Genomic DNA, 19,675 nt, shown 5'->3' with positions numbered 1-19,675 from the left:
GTGATGTGAACGGTCCCATGAGAACCCAAAGTTCCCTCGACAGAGCAGATCCGGAGCCGGAATGAATGAATGAAGGTTCCGGTATCTGGATCAAAGTGGAGGAAACTTTTATATGCAGCATCAGCATCCGGTCGGGAATCTAATCAACCGTCGTTTTATGGAAAAATGTTGCTTCTCTAATGCCCTTCAATTATTTCATCATCATTTCAAGATGGTGTTCGACTTCCGATACAATTTCTCTGACTTTAGCGCCCGCCGGCATTCTCCTGCTTAGCCGCGGGCCCTGGCCGGACCACATCGACATCCATTCCGGCCGATTAACCTTGCCTGCCGCCGCCCGGATATCTTTTGTCAATGCATTCTGAACCGGATAATCAGGCAGCAGTTTTTCTTTTCCTTCCATTAAATCGATAAAAGCGTTGCGGATGCCTCTGGCCGGTTTGCCGCTGAAGGCCGATGTGATCGCGGTTTCATTCTCAGCGCTTTTTAAGATCATCTCTTTGTGGCGTTCATCAGCTCCGCTTTCCTCGCATGTGACAAACGCCGTCCCCATCTGAACCGCCTCAGCTCCCAGAACCAGCGCGGCCAGAACTCCGCGTCCGTCCATGATTCCGCCCGCCGCGATCACAGGAATATGAACCTGATCGGCAGCCTGAGGAACCAGCGCCATCGTTCCGATCATTCCCTGTTCATAAGGAACGGCAAAACTCCCGCGATGCCCGCCTGCTTCGCTTCCCTGAACAACCACCATATCCATTCCGGCCGTTTCATTCAGGATTGCCTCTTCCACCGTCGTGGCCGTACCGATCACCGCAATATGGCGATCCTTTAATCGATCGATCACGCGCTTGTCCGGAATGCCGAATGTGAATGTACAGGCCGGGACGCCTGTCTGCACAATAATTTCGATCTGCTTCAAAAATGTTTCTGACGACGGCTTAGAGGAAACGGAAGGATTGTCCAGATTCAATTTTTCACGCACAGGCCTTAAGAGCCGGTTTGATGCTTCGACTTTCCCTTCGTCCCATTCGAAGGCCTCGGGTACAAAAAGGTTAACCCCAAAAGAATGCCCGGTCAGCCGCCTGATTTCTTCGATAGCGGACCGTGTCTGCTCCGGCGTCATATAGCCGGCACCCAGCGTACCCAGTCCGCCTGCATTAGAAACGGCGGAAACGAGCTGAGGGGTTGTCGGACCGCCGGCCATCCCGGCCTGAATAATAGGATAATTAATTTTCAATCGTTTGCTGATTTCATTTTGCTGCCACATCGTCTCATCCCTCTGTTTGATATTTAGGTGGCAGCGACGAACGATTAGTGAAACAGGACTTTATTATGAAACGTCCCGGGCTGCCGAGAACGGCATAATACCGTTAAATGAAGAGTTCTTCATCCGGAAGCTTAAGTCCTTTCAGAAAAATATTTTCTTGAAAAAGCAGAAAACAAAAGGTACTGATTAGCCAAAACCCTTAGTATACAGGCTTCGATCGGAAAATAATTCGAAACGAGTGGAATCCTGTTACTTGATTTTTGCTGATATAGTTATTACAATAACTATATTAATTGATATTATTTCCATAGATATCATATTTTCTAAGGATGTGGTCTGTATGGATCTCAGGCAGGAGGTCGTAGAATTAATCTTCAAAGTTGCCAAAAGAGGTAAGTTAAAATTAAACAGACGGCTGGCTCAACGAGGTCTGACACTGCCGCAGTATTTTGTGATGAAGGTGCTTTACGAAAGAGCACACAAAGAAAAAAGGACGATTTCCCCGGCGGATCTTTCAGCCCTGACAGGTATTTCCCGCTCAACCATGACGGGCATTATCGATCGGCTCGAAAAAAACCGGCTCATCGAGCGAAAACAAAATCCTCAGGATCGCCGATCGCAGAATATTATATTTACCGAAAAGGGCCGGAAACTTGTTCAGGAACTCGGCCTGATAGCGGATGAGATCAGAAACGAGCCGCTCAGGGCGCTCTCCGAAGAACAGCTGCTGAACTTAAGAGAGGACCTGGTTCTTATTGAAAGTTATTTAAAAGATCATGAAACCGAAGAAAACAGACATCTTAAAAGTGAGGAGCCGAAATGCTGAAACAATGAGCGCCTCATCTTATTATGATGCTTTTATCCCATGAAAAATTATTTAATAAAGGAGAATGAATCATTGACCGAAAAAACACGGCCTGTTGATCTTGACGGCAAGGCCTATAATCGCACTTTTCTTATTATCGTCTTACTGGTAGGCGCCTTCTGCACGATTCTCAATCAGACGCTGCTGTCCACGGCGCTTCCAAAAATCATGTCGGATTTTCACATCACCGCTTCGACAGGCCAGTGGCTGACGACGGCTTTCCTGCTGATGAACGGGATCATGATTCCCGTAACGGCTCTGATGATTAATAAAATCAGTTCAAAGACGCTTTATATTATCTCAATGACCGTTTTTCTGATCGGGACCATCATGGCGGCGTTTGCTCCTAATTTCTCTATCCTGCTGACAGGACGGATCGTTCAGGCAGCCGGCGCCGGGATCATGATGCCGCTGATGCAGACTATTTTTCTGTTGATTTTCCCAAGGGAAAAACGCGGCGTTGCTATGGGAATGGCCGGGCTGGTCATCGCTTTTGCTCCGGCGATCGGGCCGACACTGTCCGGCTGGATTGTCGACAGCTTCAGCTGGCGCGTCCTTTTTTACATGATTATTCCGATTACGATCCTCGTCATCCTTCTCGCCTTTATGGCGATGAGAAAGGTGGTCCCTTTAACCAATCCGAGCATCGATTTTCTCTCGGTTGTCCTTTCGACGATCGGATTCGGCGGCCTTCTGTACGGATTCAGCAGCGTCGGCAATGACGGCTGGTCGAGTCCCGAAGTGATCTGGTGGCTGATTATAGGCGTTATCTTTGTCATTCTGTTTGCCTGGCGCCAGCTGAGGATGAAAGAACCCATGCTGGAATTAAGAGTGTTCCGCTCGCCGATCTTCAGTTTATCGGTGGCAATCAGCAGTATTGTCATGATGGCGATGATCGGAGCCGAGCTCGTTCTCCCGCTTTATATTCAGAATCTGCGCGGTCAGAGCGCTCTTCATTCCGGCCTCATGCTGCTTCCCGGAGCCATTGTCATGGGACTGATGAGTCCTGTGACCGGCATGATTTTCGACCGAATCGGGGCCCGCAAACTGGCGATCGCCGGAGTATCTTTGCTGACGCTCGGTACGATACCGTTTGCTTTCTTTACCGAAAACACATCTTTTGTATCGATCATTGTCTTCTATGCCATCCGCTTCCTCGGCATATCCATGATCATGATGCCGGTAACGACTGCGGGAATGAATGCCCTCCCCAATAATCTCATGAGTCATGGCACAGCCGTCAATAATACGATCCGCACCGTGGCCGGTTCCATTGGTACAGCGATTCTGGTCAGCGTTCTGACTAATGTGACTAAAAACACGATGCCGGCAAAAAGCATGCTCTCAACCGATCCGGCCGCTTACGGACAAAAAACGATTGATGCCGGCCTGCACGGAATGACGGCAGCATTTTGGGTCGCCGTCTGCTTCTGCCTGGCCACCCTGTTTCTGACCTTCTTCATAAAAGGAAAAGAGAAGGAACGGGAAAAACATGATCTGCAGCAGGCCGGCTGACCGCCCGCTGCCGTTCATCGATTCTTAATCTCAACACTCAGGAAGTGAAAATATTGATTCTGTTCACCCTCATCATCGGCGCCGTTCTTTTTGTGATTTTTGTTCTTATGAGCGGCGACAAATGGTTTTCAAAACATAAATGGATCAACGGTTTTTTGGTGGCCCTGTCGCTGATTGTTCTGATCGGAAGTGAATGCCTGATCGTACTGAATGATTATCAGCACTTTGGCATGAAAGACGTTGTCCAATCACAGAAAGTAAAAATTTATTCAACCGTTCCGCAGACAGCCGGACAGCCGTCCGCCGTCCCGTTTCTCCTTCTCCACCAGGATGTCGGAAAAGATAAACTGTATATTTATAATATCAGCGAAACAAACAAAACAAAAATGAAGCACACCGCCATCACCGATCAGAGTCAGATCCGGACAACGGATCAGTCGCCCTATCTCTCCGTCAGGAAGACGAAGCGCGTCTATGCGAATGCGTTTTATCGGAATCTGTTCGCTTTAAGCGGAAACAACGATGTGCTCGTATCTACGCAGAACGTTTTCTATCTTCCGAAAAACCGTCTGGTGCTCAGCACCGCCCAGGCCAAAAAAATGCAGCAGCAGATGAAACAGAAGCAGCAGGCGATGAAAAAGGCAGCAGGGAGGACCCTTCGTCAATGATCCGGATATCGCTTCGGTCTATCCGGGAAAGGAAACCGGTATTTCTCCGGTTTCTTTTTTTTTTGAGGCATTGATCCGCCCCCTTTTCAATTCCGGCATCCATCGCCGGCCTGTAAGCATGGCTGCAAATCGGCTTAAATCCGCTGCGGATTGTCTGCGGCAAATGATGGAGCCGCTCAGTCAATCTTTTCGGCATGTTCGGCACCCTTTTTACAATGCCGCTTTCATTGCCTGGTTTCATCGGAATCACCCGGCATGATCTACTGCGGCCGCTTCAGTCCCGGGCACGGGATGATCGGGCTGCCTGAATCGTCAAAAAGAGCCATGAAGAGCCCGCATGTCTGTATAAAAAAAGCCGATGATTAGGCATTGCCTTTTTAACGGCTGTGCGGAGCAAGCATCAAAATCGGCGTTGATGCATGCAGGACATACTCGAATATTCGTGAATCCCTACTTAAGCGCGCCCCGGCTTTCACATTGAGCGGCGAGCGGGCAATGCTCACAGCTGGGTACAGCCCTGCAATGCGTTTTGGCGTGGGCGACAATCAGGGCATGGAATTCCTGATACACGGTCAGGTCGTGAGGAAGATCTTTTTCCACCTGTGCCCGGAGCGCGCCGTATGTTTTCGGTACCCGGTCTCCGAGCCTTGTGAACAGGCGGCGAGCATAGGCATCCGCAATAAAAAACGGCTTGCCGAACGCATAGACAAGCATGGCATCGGCCGTCTCTTCGCCGATTCCCTTCACATCGAGCAATTCCTTACGAAGCTCGCAGCCGTCCTCCGCTCCCGCCTTTCCGGGATCATAATCATAGCGTCTGTACCAGTTCAGGAAAGAACGGATTCTCTGCGCTTTCAACCTGTAGAAGCCGGATGATCGAATCAGTCCGGCCAATTCATCGATTTCCAGCCGCTCCATCTTTTCGGGAGTCAGAAAAGGCGCCAGCTTTTTCAAACTGATCGCAACATTTTTCCAATTTGTATTTTGCGTCAGAATCGCCCCGATCAGCATTTCAAAAATCGATCCGGCGGGCCACCAGTGCTGCGGTCCGTGATAATCGAGCAAAATGCCGAATCTTTCCATATAATCGGCTTTCATTTGCACATAACCTCGAATAGGAATTTTTTTATTCAGAAACCGGCCCTCGAAAATGGCTTTTAAAAGACCGCGGCCTCTTTATCTGCAGCACCCGGAACAAACGGCAGAGAACGAAGACGCAGAACCTCTGCAGATGGCGTTCCTATCCGCAGCACCCGGAGCAGACGGCACGGATCCCTTTCCTTTCAGATTCAGCGGCCGCTCGCCATTTTGCTGATCGATTCCTGCAGATACGCTTTGATGCGCTGTCTTTCCACGTGAAAAGATCGGGCGGGAGAATAAATAATCGGGCATCCGATCGAAATCGATCTTTTCTGTTTATTTATAAAAACGGGATAAAACGGAAGCCGATTTCCCGTTTTCTGATAGCTGAGTTTGCCCAGATGAATAAATCCGACATCGAAATCATCGATAACCGGCGAAAACGGCTTTTCCTCATTTTCCGGGAAAATAACCAGATTTTCTCCTTTTTTAATTGCGTCTAAGCTCTCTTCAAGCGTCCGCGTTATGCGAAGCGACCCTCCGTAGACCGGAATCGCCCCAGTAGCTCGGACTATATGTATACAAAGAGGAGCGATGATCGCCGCCGCCCATCTGCTGAACGGGCGGCGCAGCTTCAGCTCTGTCTGCGCAAAATGGGCTTCAAGATAATCCGCACATTTTCCTTTTGTAACAATGTGATAAGTGACCCAGGGCCTGAACGGATAAGGAAAGAAAAGTTCCATCATGATCGGCGCATAAGAGCCAAGATGATTACATACAAAAACGGCCGGCAGATCCCGGCGCACATTCTCAGCTCCGATAAGCGTTCGTCGGCGAAAAAATAATCGGACAACCCTCTTCAGACTTTTAAATAGCGGATGGCTGGATTTCTTTTGAACGCTCATGGAAAACCCTTCATTATTTTTTCGTTTTTGAAAAACAATTTTAAAAATATACTTGCGAAACAGTTGAGAAACGACAAGTTTTATTCACGAATCAAATGAAAAACTCCGGTTATTTATTATATCACGAAGACGCCTGAGAGGATCAGAACTTTTTAGATAAAGAGCATCTACGAACCGGCCGGCACTTGAACATCCAGCCCCGCCTTCCAAATGATAAGACCGATAGCTGTCTCTGCGACGACCGACCATTCTGCTAATGATCGATATAGTGGCCGAAGACCGATAAATTGCCCGCGGCGACCGATAACGGGCTGCCTATGACCGATAAACTGCCCGCAGCGACCGATAACAGGCTGCCTATGACCGATAAACTGCCCGCAGCGACCGATAACGGGCTGCCGACAACCGATAAACTGCCCGCAGCGACCGATAACGGGCTGCCTATGACCGATAAACTGCCCGCAGCGACCGATAACGGGCTGCCTATGACCGATAAACTGCCCGCAGCGACCGATAACGGAGCTGCCGACAACCGATAAACTGCCCGCAGCGACCGATAACAGGCTGCCTATGACCGATAAACTGCCCGCAGCGACCGATAACGGGCTGCCGACAACCGAAAACCCGCTGAAGACAGCCTTACAGCGGACAGTATCATGGCTGAAAGGCAAATATTTTTTCTGCGAACTAATAATTGCTTAGTGATATTTTCTCGTAAAACGCCATGCATGCGACCCGCAGATATGAATAGTGGCCGAAAACGGGAAAAAATTGCCCGCTCCCTATCTAAGATAAGGGAACAGGCAGTTTGCTTTTATCTTTTATTTATAATGTTGCAGGTTTTCAATCCGACAGGATCAGCGTACGGCCGATGCCGGTGTTTTGCTTTTTACATCCGGCCGCGCGATCTGCAAATATCCGACGAGGACGACAATAATCATCGTTAAAACAAGGCTGACTCCGCCCTCTCCAAAACCGATTCCGCCGAGGTTGTGCGACTTGGAAAGCCAATCGGAAAAAGAAGCGCCTACCGGACGTGTCATAACGTAAGCAAACCAGAAAGCGAAAATTGGATGGAGACCGAACAGCCGATAGCCGATAGCCGGCAAAATAAGAAGGACGGCAAACAATATTCCGGAAGAGAAGTAACCGAGATGCAGGGTCATCGCCGTCATGTCTCCGGAAGCCGTACCGAGCGCAAATGTTCCCAATACGGCAGCCCAGTAAAACAGTTCGCGGCGAAAAGTATAAATGCTGTGTATCGACAGCGTCTTCTCGGCTGCGTACCAGATCAGGAAGACGGCGGCCAGTGCCGCTGCAAAAAACAGGGTCGATATCAGATAGGGGACGCCGAGCACGACGTGGACAACGTCTGCGGCCATCGTTCCGAATATGCTGACCATGACGACAACCAGCCAGTAAATCCAGGCAATATAGCGTCTCACCCGGAATTGAAGAATGATTGCGGCTGCAAGGCCCAATCCGCCGAGAATAACGGCAATCACCGGATTGATCTGTTTAACCAGATAATCGGAGAACACCTCCCCCATTCCGGTTGTCAGCAGCTTGGTGATCCAAAAATAGGCCGTAATCTCAGGAACTTTAGAAAAAACGCTCTGCTGATGAAGCGCATCGGCCAGCAATGGTTTATTCATTGACTCACTCTTTTCTTTTTTTTGCTATCCGTTTAGAAAAATATTTTTTTCTTCCATAGATTGAATTCGGCGGATTCGGTTTAAATTCCGATCCCCGGCACTGCTCTTCTCGGACCTTCAGGAACCAGCCGGATTCGGATTTCTGCAGCAGCGTGATTCGGCATTTCTTTGCCGCGGCGATGCCGACCGTATTCTGCAACCGATACAGGGCCACAGGACGCCGAATTCTATCGCTTCCTCGATCGTTTGCAGCAGTCATTATAATCGCAATGTACGAACGTCCTCTGTCCGTGTCTTTTGAGAAACAGGATCACCTGAACATTAGAATTTTTTAATAAATGGATAGCGATCGATCAAACGATGACCGGGCAAAATCATCGCATTAAGACCGGCAAAAAATTTTATAAAAAATCGACTGCAAAACGATTTGCACCGATTGTTCTTTTTAAAAAAATAAGGATCACTTTATAAATACAAATTTTCAAACGAGTCTAAGCTATTTGATGCCTTTACCAAACAAAACACTCATGATCATGCATTCAGAATAAAAAACAGCCGCGGAACCTTCCGCCCGAACATTGACGTGAAACCTTTTGGTGTTATATTATTAAGTGAAACCAAAAGGTTTTATTTGAAAATGAAAGGGAGAAAATAATGACCGACAAGAATCAGACTGCCCTACCGGCAATCGAACAAACTGTTTTGATCAATGCCCCCATTCAAAAAGTATGGGATTTTATATCCACATCGAAGGGGATTGAATTCTGGTTCATGCCCAATGATTTTGAAACGAAAGCGGGGCATCTTTTTCATTTGCGAACGCCCTACGGGTCCTCGCCGTGCAAAGTCATTGAACTCGATCCGCCGCATCGTCTTTCTTTCACCTGGGATGAAGACGGCTGGATTGTTTCGTTTATTCTGAAAAGCGAGGGGGACAGAACAGCCTTTACACTGATTCACGACGGCTGGAAAAATCCCGAGGACATCGTTCCGAAAGCCGGCCGCAGAAACGACGCGGTTCGTCAAACGATGGCCGGCGGCTGGAACGGAATCTGCAAACAGCTCAGAAAGATCGCGGAAACGTGATGGCCACGGCGAAGCAGGAACACGATGTCTTTCAAGCGATTGCCGATCCGACACGCAGAAAAATCCTGCGCCTGCTGGCCGAAGAAGAATTGCCGATATCCGCAATCACCGGCCGTTTCGCGATGAGCCGCACGGCTATCGCCAAGCATCTCCGCATTCTCTCTGAAGCGCATCTGGTGCGCGGTGAAAAGATCGGAAGAAAAAAATATTACCGGCTCAGGCCGGAATCGTTTGCGGAAGTGCAAGAATGGCTCTCTTATTTCAAGCAATTCTGGAGCAATAAATTATCGATGCTCAAATATCAGGCTGAGCATCAGAGAGCCACGATGAAAATACCTCCGACATCCCGGAGAGGCGAAAATCATTGAATCACCGGAAAAAATTTCACCGATTTTTCTCAGTGATAGAAAAAGGCGGCAGCGCGCTGCCGGACAGGCTACATGGAATACCCTGACAATGGTTAAAAAGGTCGCTGCCGAAAAAAGGCCTGTGAAACAGAGTTTCTGAGGCCGGGTAAAAAAAACAGCCCGCCCTTTTTGTGATCGTCCTTATTGAGTTACGGTCTGGTACGCTCGGAATCTGTATCTCAGATTTTCTCGGCAGGCCGATCATAATGTTAAGATGCAAAAATCAGCCCGGATTAGGAAGTTTATTCCAATTATTTGCAGACATTAAATTTAAATTCCAGAATCCATATCCTGCTAAATGATAATCCTGGATCAGCTGTAAATAGGATTGAAGCGATTGGTCATTCATAAGCCAGGCCTTATACTGTTTTCCCCCCATCGAATAAGAAACATAGGAAGTTCCTGTAGTTGAATTCCATTGCCCGCTGTGATGTTCTTTTAACATCAGGTTATTGAAATCTTCACTGGAGACGGCCTGGCTCTGAATCGTTGCTCCGTTTGCATCGACCTGCCAAACTCTTGTATAGGAAGGCAAACCCAATAATAATTTTTGAGCGGATATACCTGTTTTTATGAATTGCTGCACGTTATTTTTCAGCCATTGCAGAGATGTCACAGGGCCGGGTGTCGGATCAGTTGCCCAGTGTTCGTCATAGCCCATGAAAACAACATAATCACTATATTGATTCAGCACTTGATTAAAAGACGATATATTTTGCACTCCCCCTGTTTCCGGCTGCAGATCAACCGATAATAGAATATGATTCGGTTTTAACGCATTTGAAAGAGCGACGATAAAACTCATGAAAGCTTTTCTATCATTTGCACCGATATTTTCAATATCCACGTTTATCCCGTCCAGACGGCTTTTTACCGCATTGCTTCCGATCTCCTGAGCGGTCTGATTGATCCTGCCCGGATTTTCTAAAAACTGACGGGTTGCCGCGCTGGTCTGTGCTTCCATCGTTACACGTCCCCACACTTTTTTCCCTTCGCCATGCATCTTTGAAATAAGAGGCGATGCTGTTTCTACCTTCAGAGGACTTGAAGCCCCAATCGACGCAAACAGCGGAGACACGATTTGAAGATTGTTATAATTCGCTAAGTTACTATAATTACCCGTCACCCAACCAAAAGACAGGGTATGTAAAGGAGCCGGTGTTGGACTGCTTTTTGTCGTACGCTTGGCCGTGCTTTCCGATTTCGCCGGATTGGCAACATTTTTTTCTAAAGACGTGTCGACGATATTTTTCCCCGGGTCGGCCGAATCAGAATGAAAGAGGACAATAGCTGAAGGGATGCCAATGACGATAGCAGCGATGAAAAGACTGTAAATGAGAAATAGTTTTGCAAGGCGGTCAGCAAGGACAGGCAAGTTATTCATGATTCTCCCTCCCGAAAGGCATCTGCTACTACTCTATGTAAAATCCTTGATGATTAGACGGGCAGAATCGGATGTTGGAGCACCGGCAGGAGAATCGGCAATCGCTCGGCCCAGTGATCGCAAGCGCAGATTGATAGAGGCCGGATCAATTTTGAATTTATTATTAAATACGTAGTGTGCCAACTAAAAAAGAACCGAAATCCGGTTCTTATATCGGTCGGCGCAGGCGGGTTATCGGTCGTTGGCTGCACGTTATCGGTCGGCACAGACAGCTTATCGCAGCAGCAAATTTATCGGTCATTACGGCTATTTTATCGGTCGGCGCAGACGGTTTATCGGTCGTTGACAGTCCGTTATCGGTCGACAAAGGCGGGTTATCGGTCAGCAGCAAATTTATCGGTCATTACGGCTATTTTATCGGTCGGCGCAGGCGGGTTATCGGTCGTTGGCTGTACGTTATCGGTCGGCACAGACAGCTTATTGCAGCAGCAAATTTATCGGTCATTACGGCTATTTTATCGGTCGGCGCAGACGGTTTATCGGTCGTTGACAGTCCGTTATCGGTCGACAAAGGCGGGTTATCGACCAGCAGCAAATTTATCGGTCATTACGGCTATTTTATCGGTCGGCACAGGCGGGTTATCGGTCGTTGACAGTCCGTTATCGGTCAGCAGCAAATTTATCGGTCATTACGGCTATTTTATCGGTCAGCGCAGGCAATTTATCGATCGTTGGCTGCACGTTATCGGTCGACAAAGGCAGGTTATCGATCGGCAGCAAATTTATCGGTCATTACGGCTATTTTATCGGTCGGCGTAGGCGATTTTTCGGTCGTTGGCTGCACGTTATCGGTCGACAAAGGCAGGTTATCGATCGGCAGCAAATTTATCGGTCATTACGGCTATTTTATCGGTCAGCGCAGGCGATTTATCGGTCGCTGACTGCACGTTATCGGTCGGCGCAGGCGGGTTATCGGTCGCTGACTGCGTGTTATCGGTCTCACAGGCAGGTTATCGGCCGTTGTAGGTGGATCATCGGTAGTGCCAGATAGGTTATCAGCTGTCACCGGCGGTTTATCAATCTCCACCAAGGTATATCGGCAATTGTGTGCTTAGCATCGAGGCTGCCTCTTGGGACTCATAGTCGGAGGATGGAACTGCTTCAGATGCTTCCGCAGCTGTTCCGGCAACTTGCTCTGGGTCTTATAGTCACAAATTTAAATCTATATCCGGTCCCGCAGCGGACGAAAAAAGGCACGAATCTCTTCGGCAAGCAATTCAGGTTCTTCAAAAGCAGCAAAATGGCCGCCTCTCGGCAATGCGGTCCAGCGCTGCACGTTATACGTGCGTTCCGCCCATTCGCGCGGTGCCTGATTTACGGATTCCACTGTCAAAGTGACTCCGGTCGGCACCCCAACACGCTGAAATAGTGATGCGGATTTTTCATAATACCGGTGGTCGTAATATAAGCGAATGGAAGAATTAATGGTTTCGGTCACCCAATAGATCGTTAAATTGGTTAACAATTCATCCTTGCTGAACCTTCGTTCTATATCGCCGCCGCAATCACTCCAGGATCTGAATTTTTCAAGAATCCAGGCTGCGAGGCCGGCGGGTGAATCATTGAGACCGTAAGCAAGCGTCTGCGGCCGAGTCGACTGCTGGTGCTCGTAGGCTCCCTCTTCCTGTTCCCAGGAACGGACTTTGGATTGATAGGCAAGCTCCGCCAGTGTCAGCGGCGCAGCGCCCCGGCCAAGAAACGGACTGCCGACAGCCAGAATGTGAATTCCTGTTAGATACTCGGAATGGCTGCGCCCGAGGCTGGTAGCGACGCCGGCGCCGATGTCTCCCCCATGGGCTCCGAACCGCTGATACCCCAATGCATTGATCATCAGTTCTGCCCAGATGTCCGATATCGCTTTCAGTGTCATTTTCCGACGAATGGGACGCTGTGAAAATCCGCATCCGGGAAGCGACGGAACCACGACATCAAAAGCATCTGCTGCATCGCCTCCGAATGAGACCGGATCAGTCAGAAGAGGAATGATTTTTGTCATTTCGAAAAAAGAACTCGGCCACCCATGGGTGAGAATCAGAGGCATGGGCCGGGGCCCGCGGCCGCGCTCGCGGATAAAATGAATCGCCAGCCCGCCGACATCAGCACGAAATTGCGAAAATCCATTCAGATATTTTTCCTGTTTGCGCCAGTCAAATTCCCGGCTCCAGTATGAGAGGATTTCCTGCAGGTATTCCCTGTTGGTCCCGTAATTCCAACCTGCCTCTTCCGCAGCGTCAGGCCATCTCGTCTGTTCCAGTCGTGTCCGCAAATCATTAAGCACGGACTGAGCGATATGGATTTGAAAAGGCTCTACCGGCATGATTACTCCTCCTTGACTCGTTCCTTGTAACCCTCTAAAATATGTTTTAATGGTTTCATTATACGAAGAAGATCTGCAACCTGTCAATTTAGATTCTAACGGTTTCACGCAATAGGAGGTAATCAATAATCATGGCTGAAAAAATCTTTGAATATATTGCCGGTGCCATCTGCCTGGACTTCGCCAACACCATCAGCGGCGCACGCGGTCAGACAAACGTTTCGGAGCATCTTAACAGCTATCGGGATCTGCTGAATTGGGGACAGCAGGCGGGATTATTAAGCGCAGAGCAGGCTGTTTATCTGGAAAAAAAATCGAAAGAACATAAAATTGCGTCAAACAGGGTATTGGATCGGGCCAGAAATCTGAGGGAATCGATATATCGGATCTTTTCAGCCGTTGCCGTCCAGAAAAAGCCGGCCGCCCCTGATCTTGCAGTGATCAATAACGAACTTGCTCGCGGTCTCTGCCAGTCGCGCATTATTTCAACACCGTCCGGCTTCATGTGGGGATGGGAAGAGCCTGTCCGTCTCGACTCGATAATCGCTCCCCCGGCCCGTTCCGCCGCCGACCTGCTGGCTTCCGCCGTTCCATTTCGCGTCAGAGAGTGCGCCAACCCTTCCTGCACCTGGCTGTTTATCGACGAAACAAAAAATCATAGCCGCCGCTGGTGCAATATGAGAACCTGCGGCAATGCAGACAAAATCAGACGGTTCCGCTCGCGTCATCGCCAATGATGGTCCACGGAATCCGCCTGCTCTCTTTTTTTATTCTCCCGCCGCCCGCCTGCATTTTCTATGACTTTCTGTATAAGAATCAGCCGAACTGAGCGGGGACATGATCCTCGGAAAAAACAAACCGCCCCGCCGGTCGATATTTCCGACTGCGGGACGGTCCTTTCTTCGTCTGATTTTTAGCGTATAAGTTATCTTTCACTCCGGACTCCACAGCGTTTCCAAACCCGGAAAAAGATCAATGGAATGCTCCGGACATTTCAAGAATGCGATAAAATGCCAGAATGACCATGGCGATCAGATAAAAGCGCAGTGTCACCAGTGAAAACTTAACACTTCTCGTCATTTTCATTTTTCCAAGATTGTCAGGATTCAACTTTTTTTCCGGTTTATCAAATAAAGGGTGTACGACATAAAATTCCTTCTTATAGCCGTTTCCCATTTCTGTATTATGCATTGCCTGATTCATCATTTTCATTTTAATAACCTCCTTACTCTATTACCTATTCATTTAAGAAAACAGGCCGGGCAGCATAACCTGTACCGCCAGGATTGCCGAAAGAATGAATAAAATCGTAATAATCACCCAGTTGATCGCATTGTTCCACGGCTTGTTCGAAAATCTTTCCCCGAGCAGCTCCTTATCATTTAAAAGCAGCTGCAAGAATACGATCGCCGACGGAAGCATCAAACCGGCCAGCACCTGAACGCCGACAATAATCAGCTGCAAGGGTGCATTGGGAATTAAGACGATGCCGGCTGCAGAAGCAATGGCCCCGACAAAGAAGCAATAAAACTGCGGTGCTTCTCTAAACTTTTTGCGCAGCGTGTGTTCCCATCCGACGACTTCGCCGTAAGCCCATGAACTTGACAGAGAGATAGCCATTGTTCCGAGAACGGCCGCATTGCACATCAGCAAAAGGACGGCGTTCTTTCCGAAGCTTCCGAGCACAGGTCCGAGAACGCCGGCCATCTGCGCCGGATCCCGATAACCGATGCCCTTTTGAAAAAGTACATTTCCTATTAGCATCATGCTGCCGGCAATGATCACCGTGAACACGGCTCCGATCAGCGTATCGAGCCGTTCGAACGGCAGATCCTTAAACCGCAGTTTCTTATCCGCGATGCAGCTCTGCTGAAAAAATAATTGCCAGGGCGCCACCGTCGTCCCGATAATCGCAATAATCATAAAGACCAGATTGCCTGTCATCCCTCCGCCCGGCACGCCGGGAACCACCAGATCATGGGCCACACGGCCGAAAGCGGGATGCGACATAAAAGCCAGCAGAAGCCAGACGGCATCCAGCAGGCAAAGAACGATCGTTACCCGCTCCCATCTCAGATATCCGCCTGAAACAACCAGAAAAATCAGGCCGATCGCTGAGACAGGAACAGACAGATAGGGGGAAATGCCCATTTTGCTTAACGCCAGCGATATCGCCGCAAATTCGGTAATCAGTGTCAGAAAGTTAACCAGTTCCAGATCAAACAATGAAAACCTTCCCCACCATTTTCCGAAACGTTTATATATCATCGCCGCATGTCCTTCGCCCGTCGCGATCCCCAGTCTGACCACCATTTCCTGGCAAAAATACGTCACCGGAAGAAGAATGAGCAGTACCCAAAGCAATCTTGTGCCGTACTGTGCACCTGCCTGGGTATAGGTAGACACCGCTCCGGCATCATTATCCGCTTCCATCACGATAAGTCCCGGTCCGAATACCATTAGAAAGGTAAGCAGCCGTCCTGCTGCCGGACTTTTGACGACCCGTGCTTTAGTCAGTTTGTCTTCCGCTACATGAGTACCATTTTTCATCTCCGCTTCCATAATTGTTCACCTCGTTACTCATCTATCGCCATTACCGATCCGAACTTTTTGTCAGCAGAACAAGGGATGGTAATTGGCCATGGCACCACCAGTATAAGATTGTTTCAAAGACAGCTTATAATGACTACTACCGGGAACATCATCCATGCCAATCACCTCCTTAATATCAAAAAATCTCTCCACAACAAAGTGAAGAGATTTTCAAATCATCTAAAAGCATCGGAAAAACCGAATCCTCCCCACTCGTTGAGTTTTAGCACTGTAAAGCTTTGAGCATAAGCACCCGCATTTCTGCGCGTGTAGTCAGCTACATTAAGTAAAACCTTAGTCCGGTAATACCTGCTGACCCATTGGCGTCTCTCGACATTTTTGGGCAGTAGCGTGTATCTTTACAGTAGCCTCACCTAACAAGGATATGCAGTTGTCTTTTGAAAATAATTATTAATTAAGATTAAGTTTAATATATCTTATATCCATGATTTATACTATGCCACAAATCTAATTGTGTCAACCTTTTCCACAAAAAAGGTACAAAAATACATGGACCATTCAGCATTCGGATTTTGATAAATGATAAGTCAAAACGGCTGGAATACACTTTACGGGCTCAAGCAGTCCGGGCATTGACGGTTCAATGATCCATCGCATCCGGATCAGAGGCTTTTTTTACACAGGCCGGGTTAATTCAAAGATTTCCCCCAGTTTTGTATAGGAACTTCCCGCCAGCCGGCCGACAGGCTTTAAACCTTGAGGATCAATCCTTCCGTTTTTATATAAATCATCTCTGATATGGTAAAAAACGACACGGCCGATTAATAAGTCACACGAAGGATGAGGGGCCGTTCCACCGAGCGCGACGGCCCTTTCAAGGACACATTCCAGACGAATACTTGCTTCTTTTACCCCTTGAACGCCTATCTTGGTACTCTCGACGGGAGTTAACCCGGTAATGCTGACTTCACTTTCATCCGGCGGCAAGGATCGGGCCGTCTGATTGATTTGAGCGATATAGCGTTCATCGGATATATGCACAACAAATGCTTTCATTGCGATCGCATTTCTCGCTGTATCTTTCATGTTCCCATTTACACGCTGAACGGAAACCGCAACCATCGGCGGTTCGTCGGTCACAATATTAAAAAAGCTGAAAGGGGCGGCGTTCAGCACCCCTTCCGGCGACTTCGTGGTCACAAAAGCGACCGGTCTCGGAATAATGCTGCCCGTTAAAAACTTATAGTTGTCCCGTTCGGATAAGGCGGACGGATCCAGTCCGATCATGATTGATTCCTCCCTTTTTTATAAACGGGGCTTCCCCTTTTATAATGAAGTTTCTCCTAAAGTGGATAACATCTTTATTTAAAAAATCCCTTACCGAGAACGGATGATAGTGCGCAGCAGTATCTGGCTTTAAATAAACCGGATGAACTTTTTTTGTCATGCCGACTCAACGCAGGCCAACATGAATTTGGACTCAGCTGTTTAATTCGGTGATTCGGAGCGATATTTTGACGTTTCGGTGCATCTGGAGCCGGATTCAGTGCGGCTTTTTCCCGGTTCGGTGCGGTTTTTCAGCATTTTGGCGCGACTTTAGCCTGATTTGGTGCGACCGCTCAGATTTGGTGCGAGTTCTGCCGGATTCGGTGCGGTTTTTCAGCATTTCGGTGCAACTCTAGCCTGATTTGGTGCGACTGCTCAGATTCGGTGCGAGTTCTGCCGGATTCGGTGCAACTTTCTCTCAGCTCGGTGCGGCTTTTCAGCATTTCGGTGCGGCTTTTTCCCGGTTCGGTGCGGTTTTTCAGCATTTCGGTGCAACTCTAGCCTGATTTGGTGCGACTGCTCGATTCGGCGCGAGTTCTGCCGGATTCGGTGCGGCTTTCTCCCGGTTCGGTGCGGTTTTTCAGCATTTCGGTGCGACTTTAGCCTGATTTGGTGCGACTGCTCGATTCGGTGCATCTGGAGCCGGATTCGGTGCGGCTTTTTCCCGGTTCGGTGCGGTTTTTCAGCATTTCGGTGCAACTCTAGCCTGATTTGGTGCGACCGCTCAGATTCGGTGCGAGTTCTGCCGGATTCGGTGCAACTTTCTCCCAGTTCGGTGCGGCTTTTCAGCATTTCGGTGCGACTTTCTCCTGATTTGGTGCGACCGCTCAGATTCGGTGCAAGTTCTGCCGGATTCGGTGCAAGTTCTGCCGGATTCGGTGCGGCTTTTTCCCGGTTCGGTGCGGTTTTTCAGCATTTCGGTGCGACTCTCTCCTGATTTGGTGCGACCGCTCAGATTCGGTGCAACTTTCTCCCAGTTCGGTGCGGTTTTTCGGCATTTTGGCGCGACTTTAGCCTGATTTGGTGCGACCGCTCAAATTCGGTGCGGCTTTTCAGCATTTCGGTGCGGCTTTTTCCCGGTTCGGTGCGGCTTTTCAGCATTTCGGTGCGGCTTTTTCCCGGTTCGGTGCGGTTTTTCAGCATTTCGGTGCAACTTTCTCCTGATTTGGTGCAACCGCTCAGATTCGGTGCGACTGCTCGATTCGGCGCGACTGGCATGCCTGTGCATTTTTCTAATTTAATTATAAACCAGAAAAGGTTTTTTTTTCAGCAAATCTGTACGTCAGCCATAAAATAGCTATAGCTGCTGAGTAAACAATCATTTTTTGAACTGCTTATCTTAGCGAAAGGCTGATGATCCGTGCCTTTCCGAGTACATATCTTTATTTGTAACGATCCTATCATTCTGATTCCATACCTACAGATCCTGCAATCAAGATCGGTTCTGCTTCTTTGAAAAAAATAAAAGCACCTGTAAAGGTGCTGCACGATCAGTCATCATAAACAATCATCACGGAATAAAACAATTTCTCATCATTTCCATTTACCATTTCATCCATATCTTTTAATGAAGTGCTGAAAGCGATCTTTTTAATCGGCGCATGTTTACTTAAGAAGTTGTTCACTGCTTTTTCTACTTTACTGGGTTCATGGTCTGAAAATATTTTTATTTTCAATCATCTCATCTCCAATTGCAGGGATAATTTATCGTTACTCAAATGAAGGGATTTTTATACATGAGTAAGGCGCTGCACGGACATGTATCCAGAGGCGCCATCATAAAGCGGTGCAACGCTCTATCCTAATCCGGTTGGTTCGATTCATTGCCCGTTACTTAAACCCCTGATTCCGCGGCTTAATGATAAGATATGAAGGTTCTGCAAATTTCTGATCCTCCCCCTTTTATCGCGGCATCGAAGCGCTGCTGTTTTTACTTCTTTTCATCACAGCGAACGACATTGAAATTTTCGCGGCCGTATCATCCTGAATGAAGTCATCCCGTTTTTTTATTCAATTCAGGATGCACCGCCGATCTGGTGCATCCTGAATTTCTACTGTCCGCGCTGCTCAATCTGCTTCATTTTTTCAAAATGGCGGCCGACATTTGATTGAGAATGTTTGCTGAAACTGCGCTTCTCACAAATAGGTTTTTTCACTCATCAATTTGTACCTTTCGCCGACCGCCTGTCCATTCATATATTAAATTATTCCCTGACAAGGAGGTGCTTCTCTTGGGATATGATGGTGGATACAGCACAGGCAGCGGATTCGCTCTGATCGTTGTGCTGTTCATTCTGTTGATCATTGTCGGCACTGCTTTCGTGTATTAATGACATCTGATCTGTCCCTCGGCACTCAGCATTCCTCCTGTATCAAGGGCACCCCGGCACAAGGTGCCCTGTTTATTATTAGATTATTTTTTTAAAGGAGCCGAAGCGGCCGCCCATTTCGGATGATTGGGCCTCCCGAACCGGCTCTCCCCAGTCCGGATATAAGCCTTGCGAGCCGGGAAATGCCAGATGCGTCCGGCAGAATGCGGCGGCATAAGCCGTTGCAAGCGGCGCCTGCCGAAGCGGGCAGATTTCCT

At 48.4% G+C, this 19,675-nt stretch carries 21 protein-coding genes and 1 riboswitch; of the genes, 9 read left to right on the top strand and 12 right to left on the bottom strand.

All coding sequences use genetic code 11. The annotated features are described in order from the left end of the window. Positions 1-190: 190 nt before the first annotated feature. Entirely contained in the window at positions 191-1,267 is a 1,077-nt protein-coding gene (locus OYT88_RS11380; protein ID WP_274400137.1) for an NAD(P)H-dependent flavin oxidoreductase, read from the bottom strand. Between the two features lie 340 nt (positions 1,268-1,607). Here OYT88_RS11380 and OYT88_RS11375 point away from each other — a divergent pair, with 340 nt between their 5' ends. The 3 genes from OYT88_RS11375 to OYT88_RS11365 all read left to right on the top strand — a co-directional run bounded on the left by OYT88_RS11375 (position 1,608) and on the right by OYT88_RS11365 (position 4,315). Continuing rightward, positions 1,608-2,093: a MarR family winged helix-turn-helix transcriptional regulator gene (locus tag OYT88_RS11375; RefSeq protein WP_274400136.1), complete on the top strand. Its 486-nt coding sequence runs from the start codon at positions 1,608-1,610 to the stop codon at positions 2,091-2,093. 72 nt (positions 2,094-2,165) lie between these two features. Then, complete coding sequence (locus OYT88_RS11370; protein WP_274400135.1) at positions 2,166-3,647, top strand: MDR family MFS transporter; 1,482 nt, start codon at positions 2,166-2,168, stop codon at positions 3,645-3,647. 53 nt (positions 3,648-3,700) lie between these two features. Beyond that, positions 3,701-4,315 carry a DUF4811 domain-containing protein gene (locus OYT88_RS11365; RefSeq protein WP_274400134.1) on the top strand — a complete coding sequence of 205 codons (615 nt, stop codon included), beginning with the start codon at positions 3,701-3,703 and terminating at the stop codon, positions 4,313-4,315. 450 nt (positions 4,316-4,765) lie between these two features. Here the strand turns inward: OYT88_RS11365 and OYT88_RS11360 are convergent, their stop codons facing one another. The 4 genes from OYT88_RS11360 to OYT88_RS11345 all read right to left on the bottom strand — a co-directional run bounded on the left by OYT88_RS11360 (position 4,766) and on the right by OYT88_RS11345 (position 7,955). After that, a complete protein-coding gene (locus OYT88_RS11360; protein WP_274400133.1) occupies positions 4,766-5,413 on the bottom strand; it encodes an endonuclease III domain-containing protein in 648 nt (215 codons plus the stop codon). A 191-nt stretch (positions 5,414-5,604) separates the two neighbouring features. After that, positions 5,605-6,300, bottom strand: coding sequence for a lysophospholipid acyltransferase family protein (locus OYT88_RS11355; protein WP_274400132.1), 696 nt, complete (start codon positions 6,298-6,300; stop codon positions 5,605-5,607). A gap of 253 nt (positions 6,301-6,553) precedes the next feature. Continuing rightward, on the bottom strand, positions 6,554-6,832 hold the full coding sequence (locus OYT88_RS11350) for a hypothetical protein (protein WP_274400131.1): 279 nt from the start codon (positions 6,830-6,832) through the stop codon (positions 6,554-6,556). 325 nt (positions 6,833-7,157) lie between these two features. Next, positions 7,158-7,955: a COG4705 family protein gene (locus OYT88_RS11345; RefSeq protein WP_274400130.1), complete on the bottom strand. Its 798-nt coding sequence runs from the start codon at positions 7,953-7,955 to the stop codon at positions 7,158-7,160. A gap of 654 nt (positions 7,956-8,609) precedes the next feature. Between OYT88_RS11345 and OYT88_RS11340 the strand changes: the two genes are divergently transcribed. Together OYT88_RS11340 and OYT88_RS11335 are read left to right on the top strand one after the other, a co-directional pair. Then, positions 8,610-9,041, top strand: a complete 432-nt coding sequence (locus tag OYT88_RS11340; RefSeq protein ID WP_274400128.1) for an SRPBCC family protein — start codon at positions 8,610-8,612, stop codon at positions 9,039-9,041. Next, positions 9,041-9,409, top strand: a complete 369-nt coding sequence (locus OYT88_RS11335) for an ArsR/SmtB family transcription factor (protein ID WP_274400127.1) — start codon at positions 9,041-9,043, stop codon at positions 9,407-9,409. The genes OYT88_RS11340 and OYT88_RS11335 overlap by 1 nt, the downstream gene beginning before the upstream one ends. A gap of 262 nt (positions 9,410-9,671) precedes the next feature. On the opposite strand, the gene OYT88_RS11330 is transcribed toward OYT88_RS11335, so the two are convergent. Continuing rightward, complete coding sequence (locus OYT88_RS11330) at positions 9,672-10,832, bottom strand: glycosyl hydrolase family 18 protein (protein ID WP_274400125.1); 1,161 nt, start codon at positions 10,830-10,832, stop codon at positions 9,672-9,674. A 176-nt stretch (positions 10,833-11,008) separates the two neighbouring features. Here OYT88_RS11330 and OYT88_RS11325 point away from each other — a divergent pair, with 176 nt between their 5' ends. Both OYT88_RS11325 and OYT88_RS11320 read left to right on the top strand, forming a co-directional pair. Continuing rightward, a complete protein-coding gene (locus OYT88_RS11325; RefSeq protein ID WP_274400124.1) occupies positions 11,009-11,485 on the top strand; it encodes a hypothetical protein in 477 nt (158 codons plus the stop codon). A 78-nt stretch (positions 11,486-11,563) separates the two neighbouring features. Further along, positions 11,564-11,773, top strand: coding sequence for a hypothetical protein (locus OYT88_RS11320; protein ID WP_274400122.1), 210 nt, complete (start codon positions 11,564-11,566; stop codon positions 11,771-11,773). A gap of 281 nt (positions 11,774-12,054) precedes the next feature. Here the strand turns inward: OYT88_RS11320 and OYT88_RS11315 are convergent, their stop codons facing one another. Further along, positions 12,055-13,209, bottom strand: a complete 1,155-nt coding sequence (locus tag OYT88_RS11315; protein ID WP_274400121.1) for an epoxide hydrolase family protein — start codon at positions 13,207-13,209, stop codon at positions 12,055-12,057. 131 nt (positions 13,210-13,340) lie between these two features. Here OYT88_RS11315 and OYT88_RS11310 point away from each other — a divergent pair, with 131 nt between their 5' ends. After that, entirely contained in the window at positions 13,341-13,946 is a 606-nt protein-coding gene (locus OYT88_RS11310; RefSeq protein ID WP_274400120.1) for a CGNR zinc finger domain-containing protein, read from the top strand. Between the two features lie 235 nt (positions 13,947-14,181). Here the strand turns inward: OYT88_RS11310 and OYT88_RS11305 are convergent, their stop codons facing one another. The 5 genes from OYT88_RS11305 to OYT88_RS11285 form a co-directional block, all read right to left on the bottom strand. After that, positions 14,182-14,421, bottom strand: a complete 240-nt coding sequence (locus tag OYT88_RS11305) for a hypothetical protein (protein WP_274400119.1) — start codon at positions 14,419-14,421, stop codon at positions 14,182-14,184. Between the two features lie 33 nt (positions 14,422-14,454). Next, a complete protein-coding gene (locus tag OYT88_RS11300) occupies positions 14,455-15,771 on the bottom strand; it encodes an Nramp family divalent metal transporter (protein ID WP_274400118.1) in 1,317 nt (438 codons plus the stop codon). Positions 15,772-16,002: 231 nt separating this feature from the next. Further along, positions 16,003-16,190: riboswitch (M-box (ykoK) riboswitch) on the bottom strand. A gap of 247 nt (positions 16,191-16,437) precedes the next feature. After that, positions 16,438-17,049: a flavin reductase family protein gene (locus OYT88_RS11295; protein ID WP_274400117.1), complete on the bottom strand. Its 612-nt coding sequence runs from the start codon at positions 17,047-17,049 to the stop codon at positions 16,438-16,440. Between the two features lie 990 nt (positions 17,050-18,039). Further along, positions 18,040-18,231: a hypothetical protein gene (locus tag OYT88_RS11290; RefSeq protein WP_274400115.1), complete on the bottom strand. Its 192-nt coding sequence runs from the start codon at positions 18,229-18,231 to the stop codon at positions 18,040-18,042. A gap of 347 nt (positions 18,232-18,578) precedes the next feature. Beyond that, positions 18,579-18,764: a hypothetical protein gene (locus OYT88_RS11285; protein WP_274400114.1), complete on the bottom strand. Its 186-nt coding sequence runs from the start codon at positions 18,762-18,764 to the stop codon at positions 18,579-18,581. A 546-nt stretch (positions 18,765-19,310) separates the two neighbouring features. Between OYT88_RS11285 and OYT88_RS11280 the strand changes: the two genes are divergently transcribed. Continuing rightward, positions 19,311-19,418, top strand: a complete 108-nt coding sequence (locus tag OYT88_RS11280) for a YjcZ family sporulation protein (RefSeq protein WP_274400112.1) — start codon at positions 19,311-19,313, stop codon at positions 19,416-19,418. Positions 19,419-19,675: the final 257 nt, after the last annotated feature.

The sequence above is a fragment of the Sporolactobacillus sp. CQH2019 genome, assembly GCF_028765345.1.
Taxonomy (GTDB): domain Bacteria; phylum Bacillota; class Bacilli; order Bacillales; family Sporolactobacillaceae; genus Sporolactobacillus.
This window is presented reverse-complemented; position numbering and strand designations above follow the sequence as displayed.

What these genes read in the sequence shown, in the direction of transcription:
- OYT88_RS11305 (WP_274400119.1), bottom strand. Translation starts at nt 14,421, where the DNA reads ATGAAAATGATGAATCAGGCAATGCATAATACAGAAATGGGAAACGGC.
- OYT88_RS11300 (WP_274400118.1), bottom strand. Translation starts at nt 15,771, where the DNA reads ATGGAAGCGGAGATGAAAAATGGTACTCATGTAGCGGAAGACAAACTG.
- OYT88_RS11310 (WP_274400120.1), top strand. Translation starts at nt 13,341, where the DNA reads ATGGCTGAAAAAATCTTTGAATATATTGCCGGTGCCATCTGCCTGGAC.
- OYT88_RS11330 (WP_274400125.1), bottom strand. Translation starts at nt 10,832, where the DNA reads ATGAATAACTTGCCTGTCCTTGCTGACCGCCTTGCAAAACTATTTCTC.
- OYT88_RS11335 (WP_274400127.1), top strand. Translation starts at nt 9,041, where the DNA reads ATGGCCACGGCGAAGCAGGAACACGATGTCTTTCAAGCGATTGCCGAT.
- OYT88_RS11340 (WP_274400128.1), top strand. Translation starts at nt 8,610, where the DNA reads ATGACCGACAAGAATCAGACTGCCCTACCGGCAATCGAACAAACTGTT.
- OYT88_RS11315 (WP_274400121.1), bottom strand. Translation starts at nt 13,209, where the DNA reads ATGCCGGTAGAGCCTTTTCAAATCCATATCGCTCAGTCCGTGCTTAAT.
- OYT88_RS11375 (WP_274400136.1), top strand. Translation starts at nt 1,608, where the DNA reads ATGGATCTCAGGCAGGAGGTCGTAGAATTAATCTTCAAAGTTGCCAAA.
- OYT88_RS11295 (WP_274400117.1), bottom strand. Translation starts at nt 17,049, where the DNA reads ATGATCGGACTGGATCCGTCCGCCTTATCCGAACGGGACAACTATAAG.
- OYT88_RS11355 (WP_274400132.1), bottom strand. Translation starts at nt 6,300, where the DNA reads ATGAGCGTTCAAAAGAAATCCAGCCATCCGCTATTTAAAAGTCTGAAG.
- OYT88_RS11290 (WP_274400115.1), bottom strand. Translation starts at nt 18,231, where the DNA reads ATGCTGAAAAACCGCACCGAACCGGGAAAAAGCCGCACCGAAATGCTG.
- OYT88_RS11380 (WP_274400137.1), bottom strand. Translation starts at nt 1,267, where the DNA reads ATGTGGCAGCAAAATGAAATCAGCAAACGATTGAAAATTAATTATCCT.
- OYT88_RS11345 (WP_274400130.1), bottom strand. Translation starts at nt 7,955, where the DNA reads ATGAATAAACCATTGCTGGCCGATGCGCTTCATCAGCAGAGCGTTTTT.
- OYT88_RS11360 (WP_274400133.1), bottom strand. Translation starts at nt 5,413, where the DNA reads ATGAAAGCCGATTATATGGAAAGATTCGGCATTTTGCTCGATTATCAC.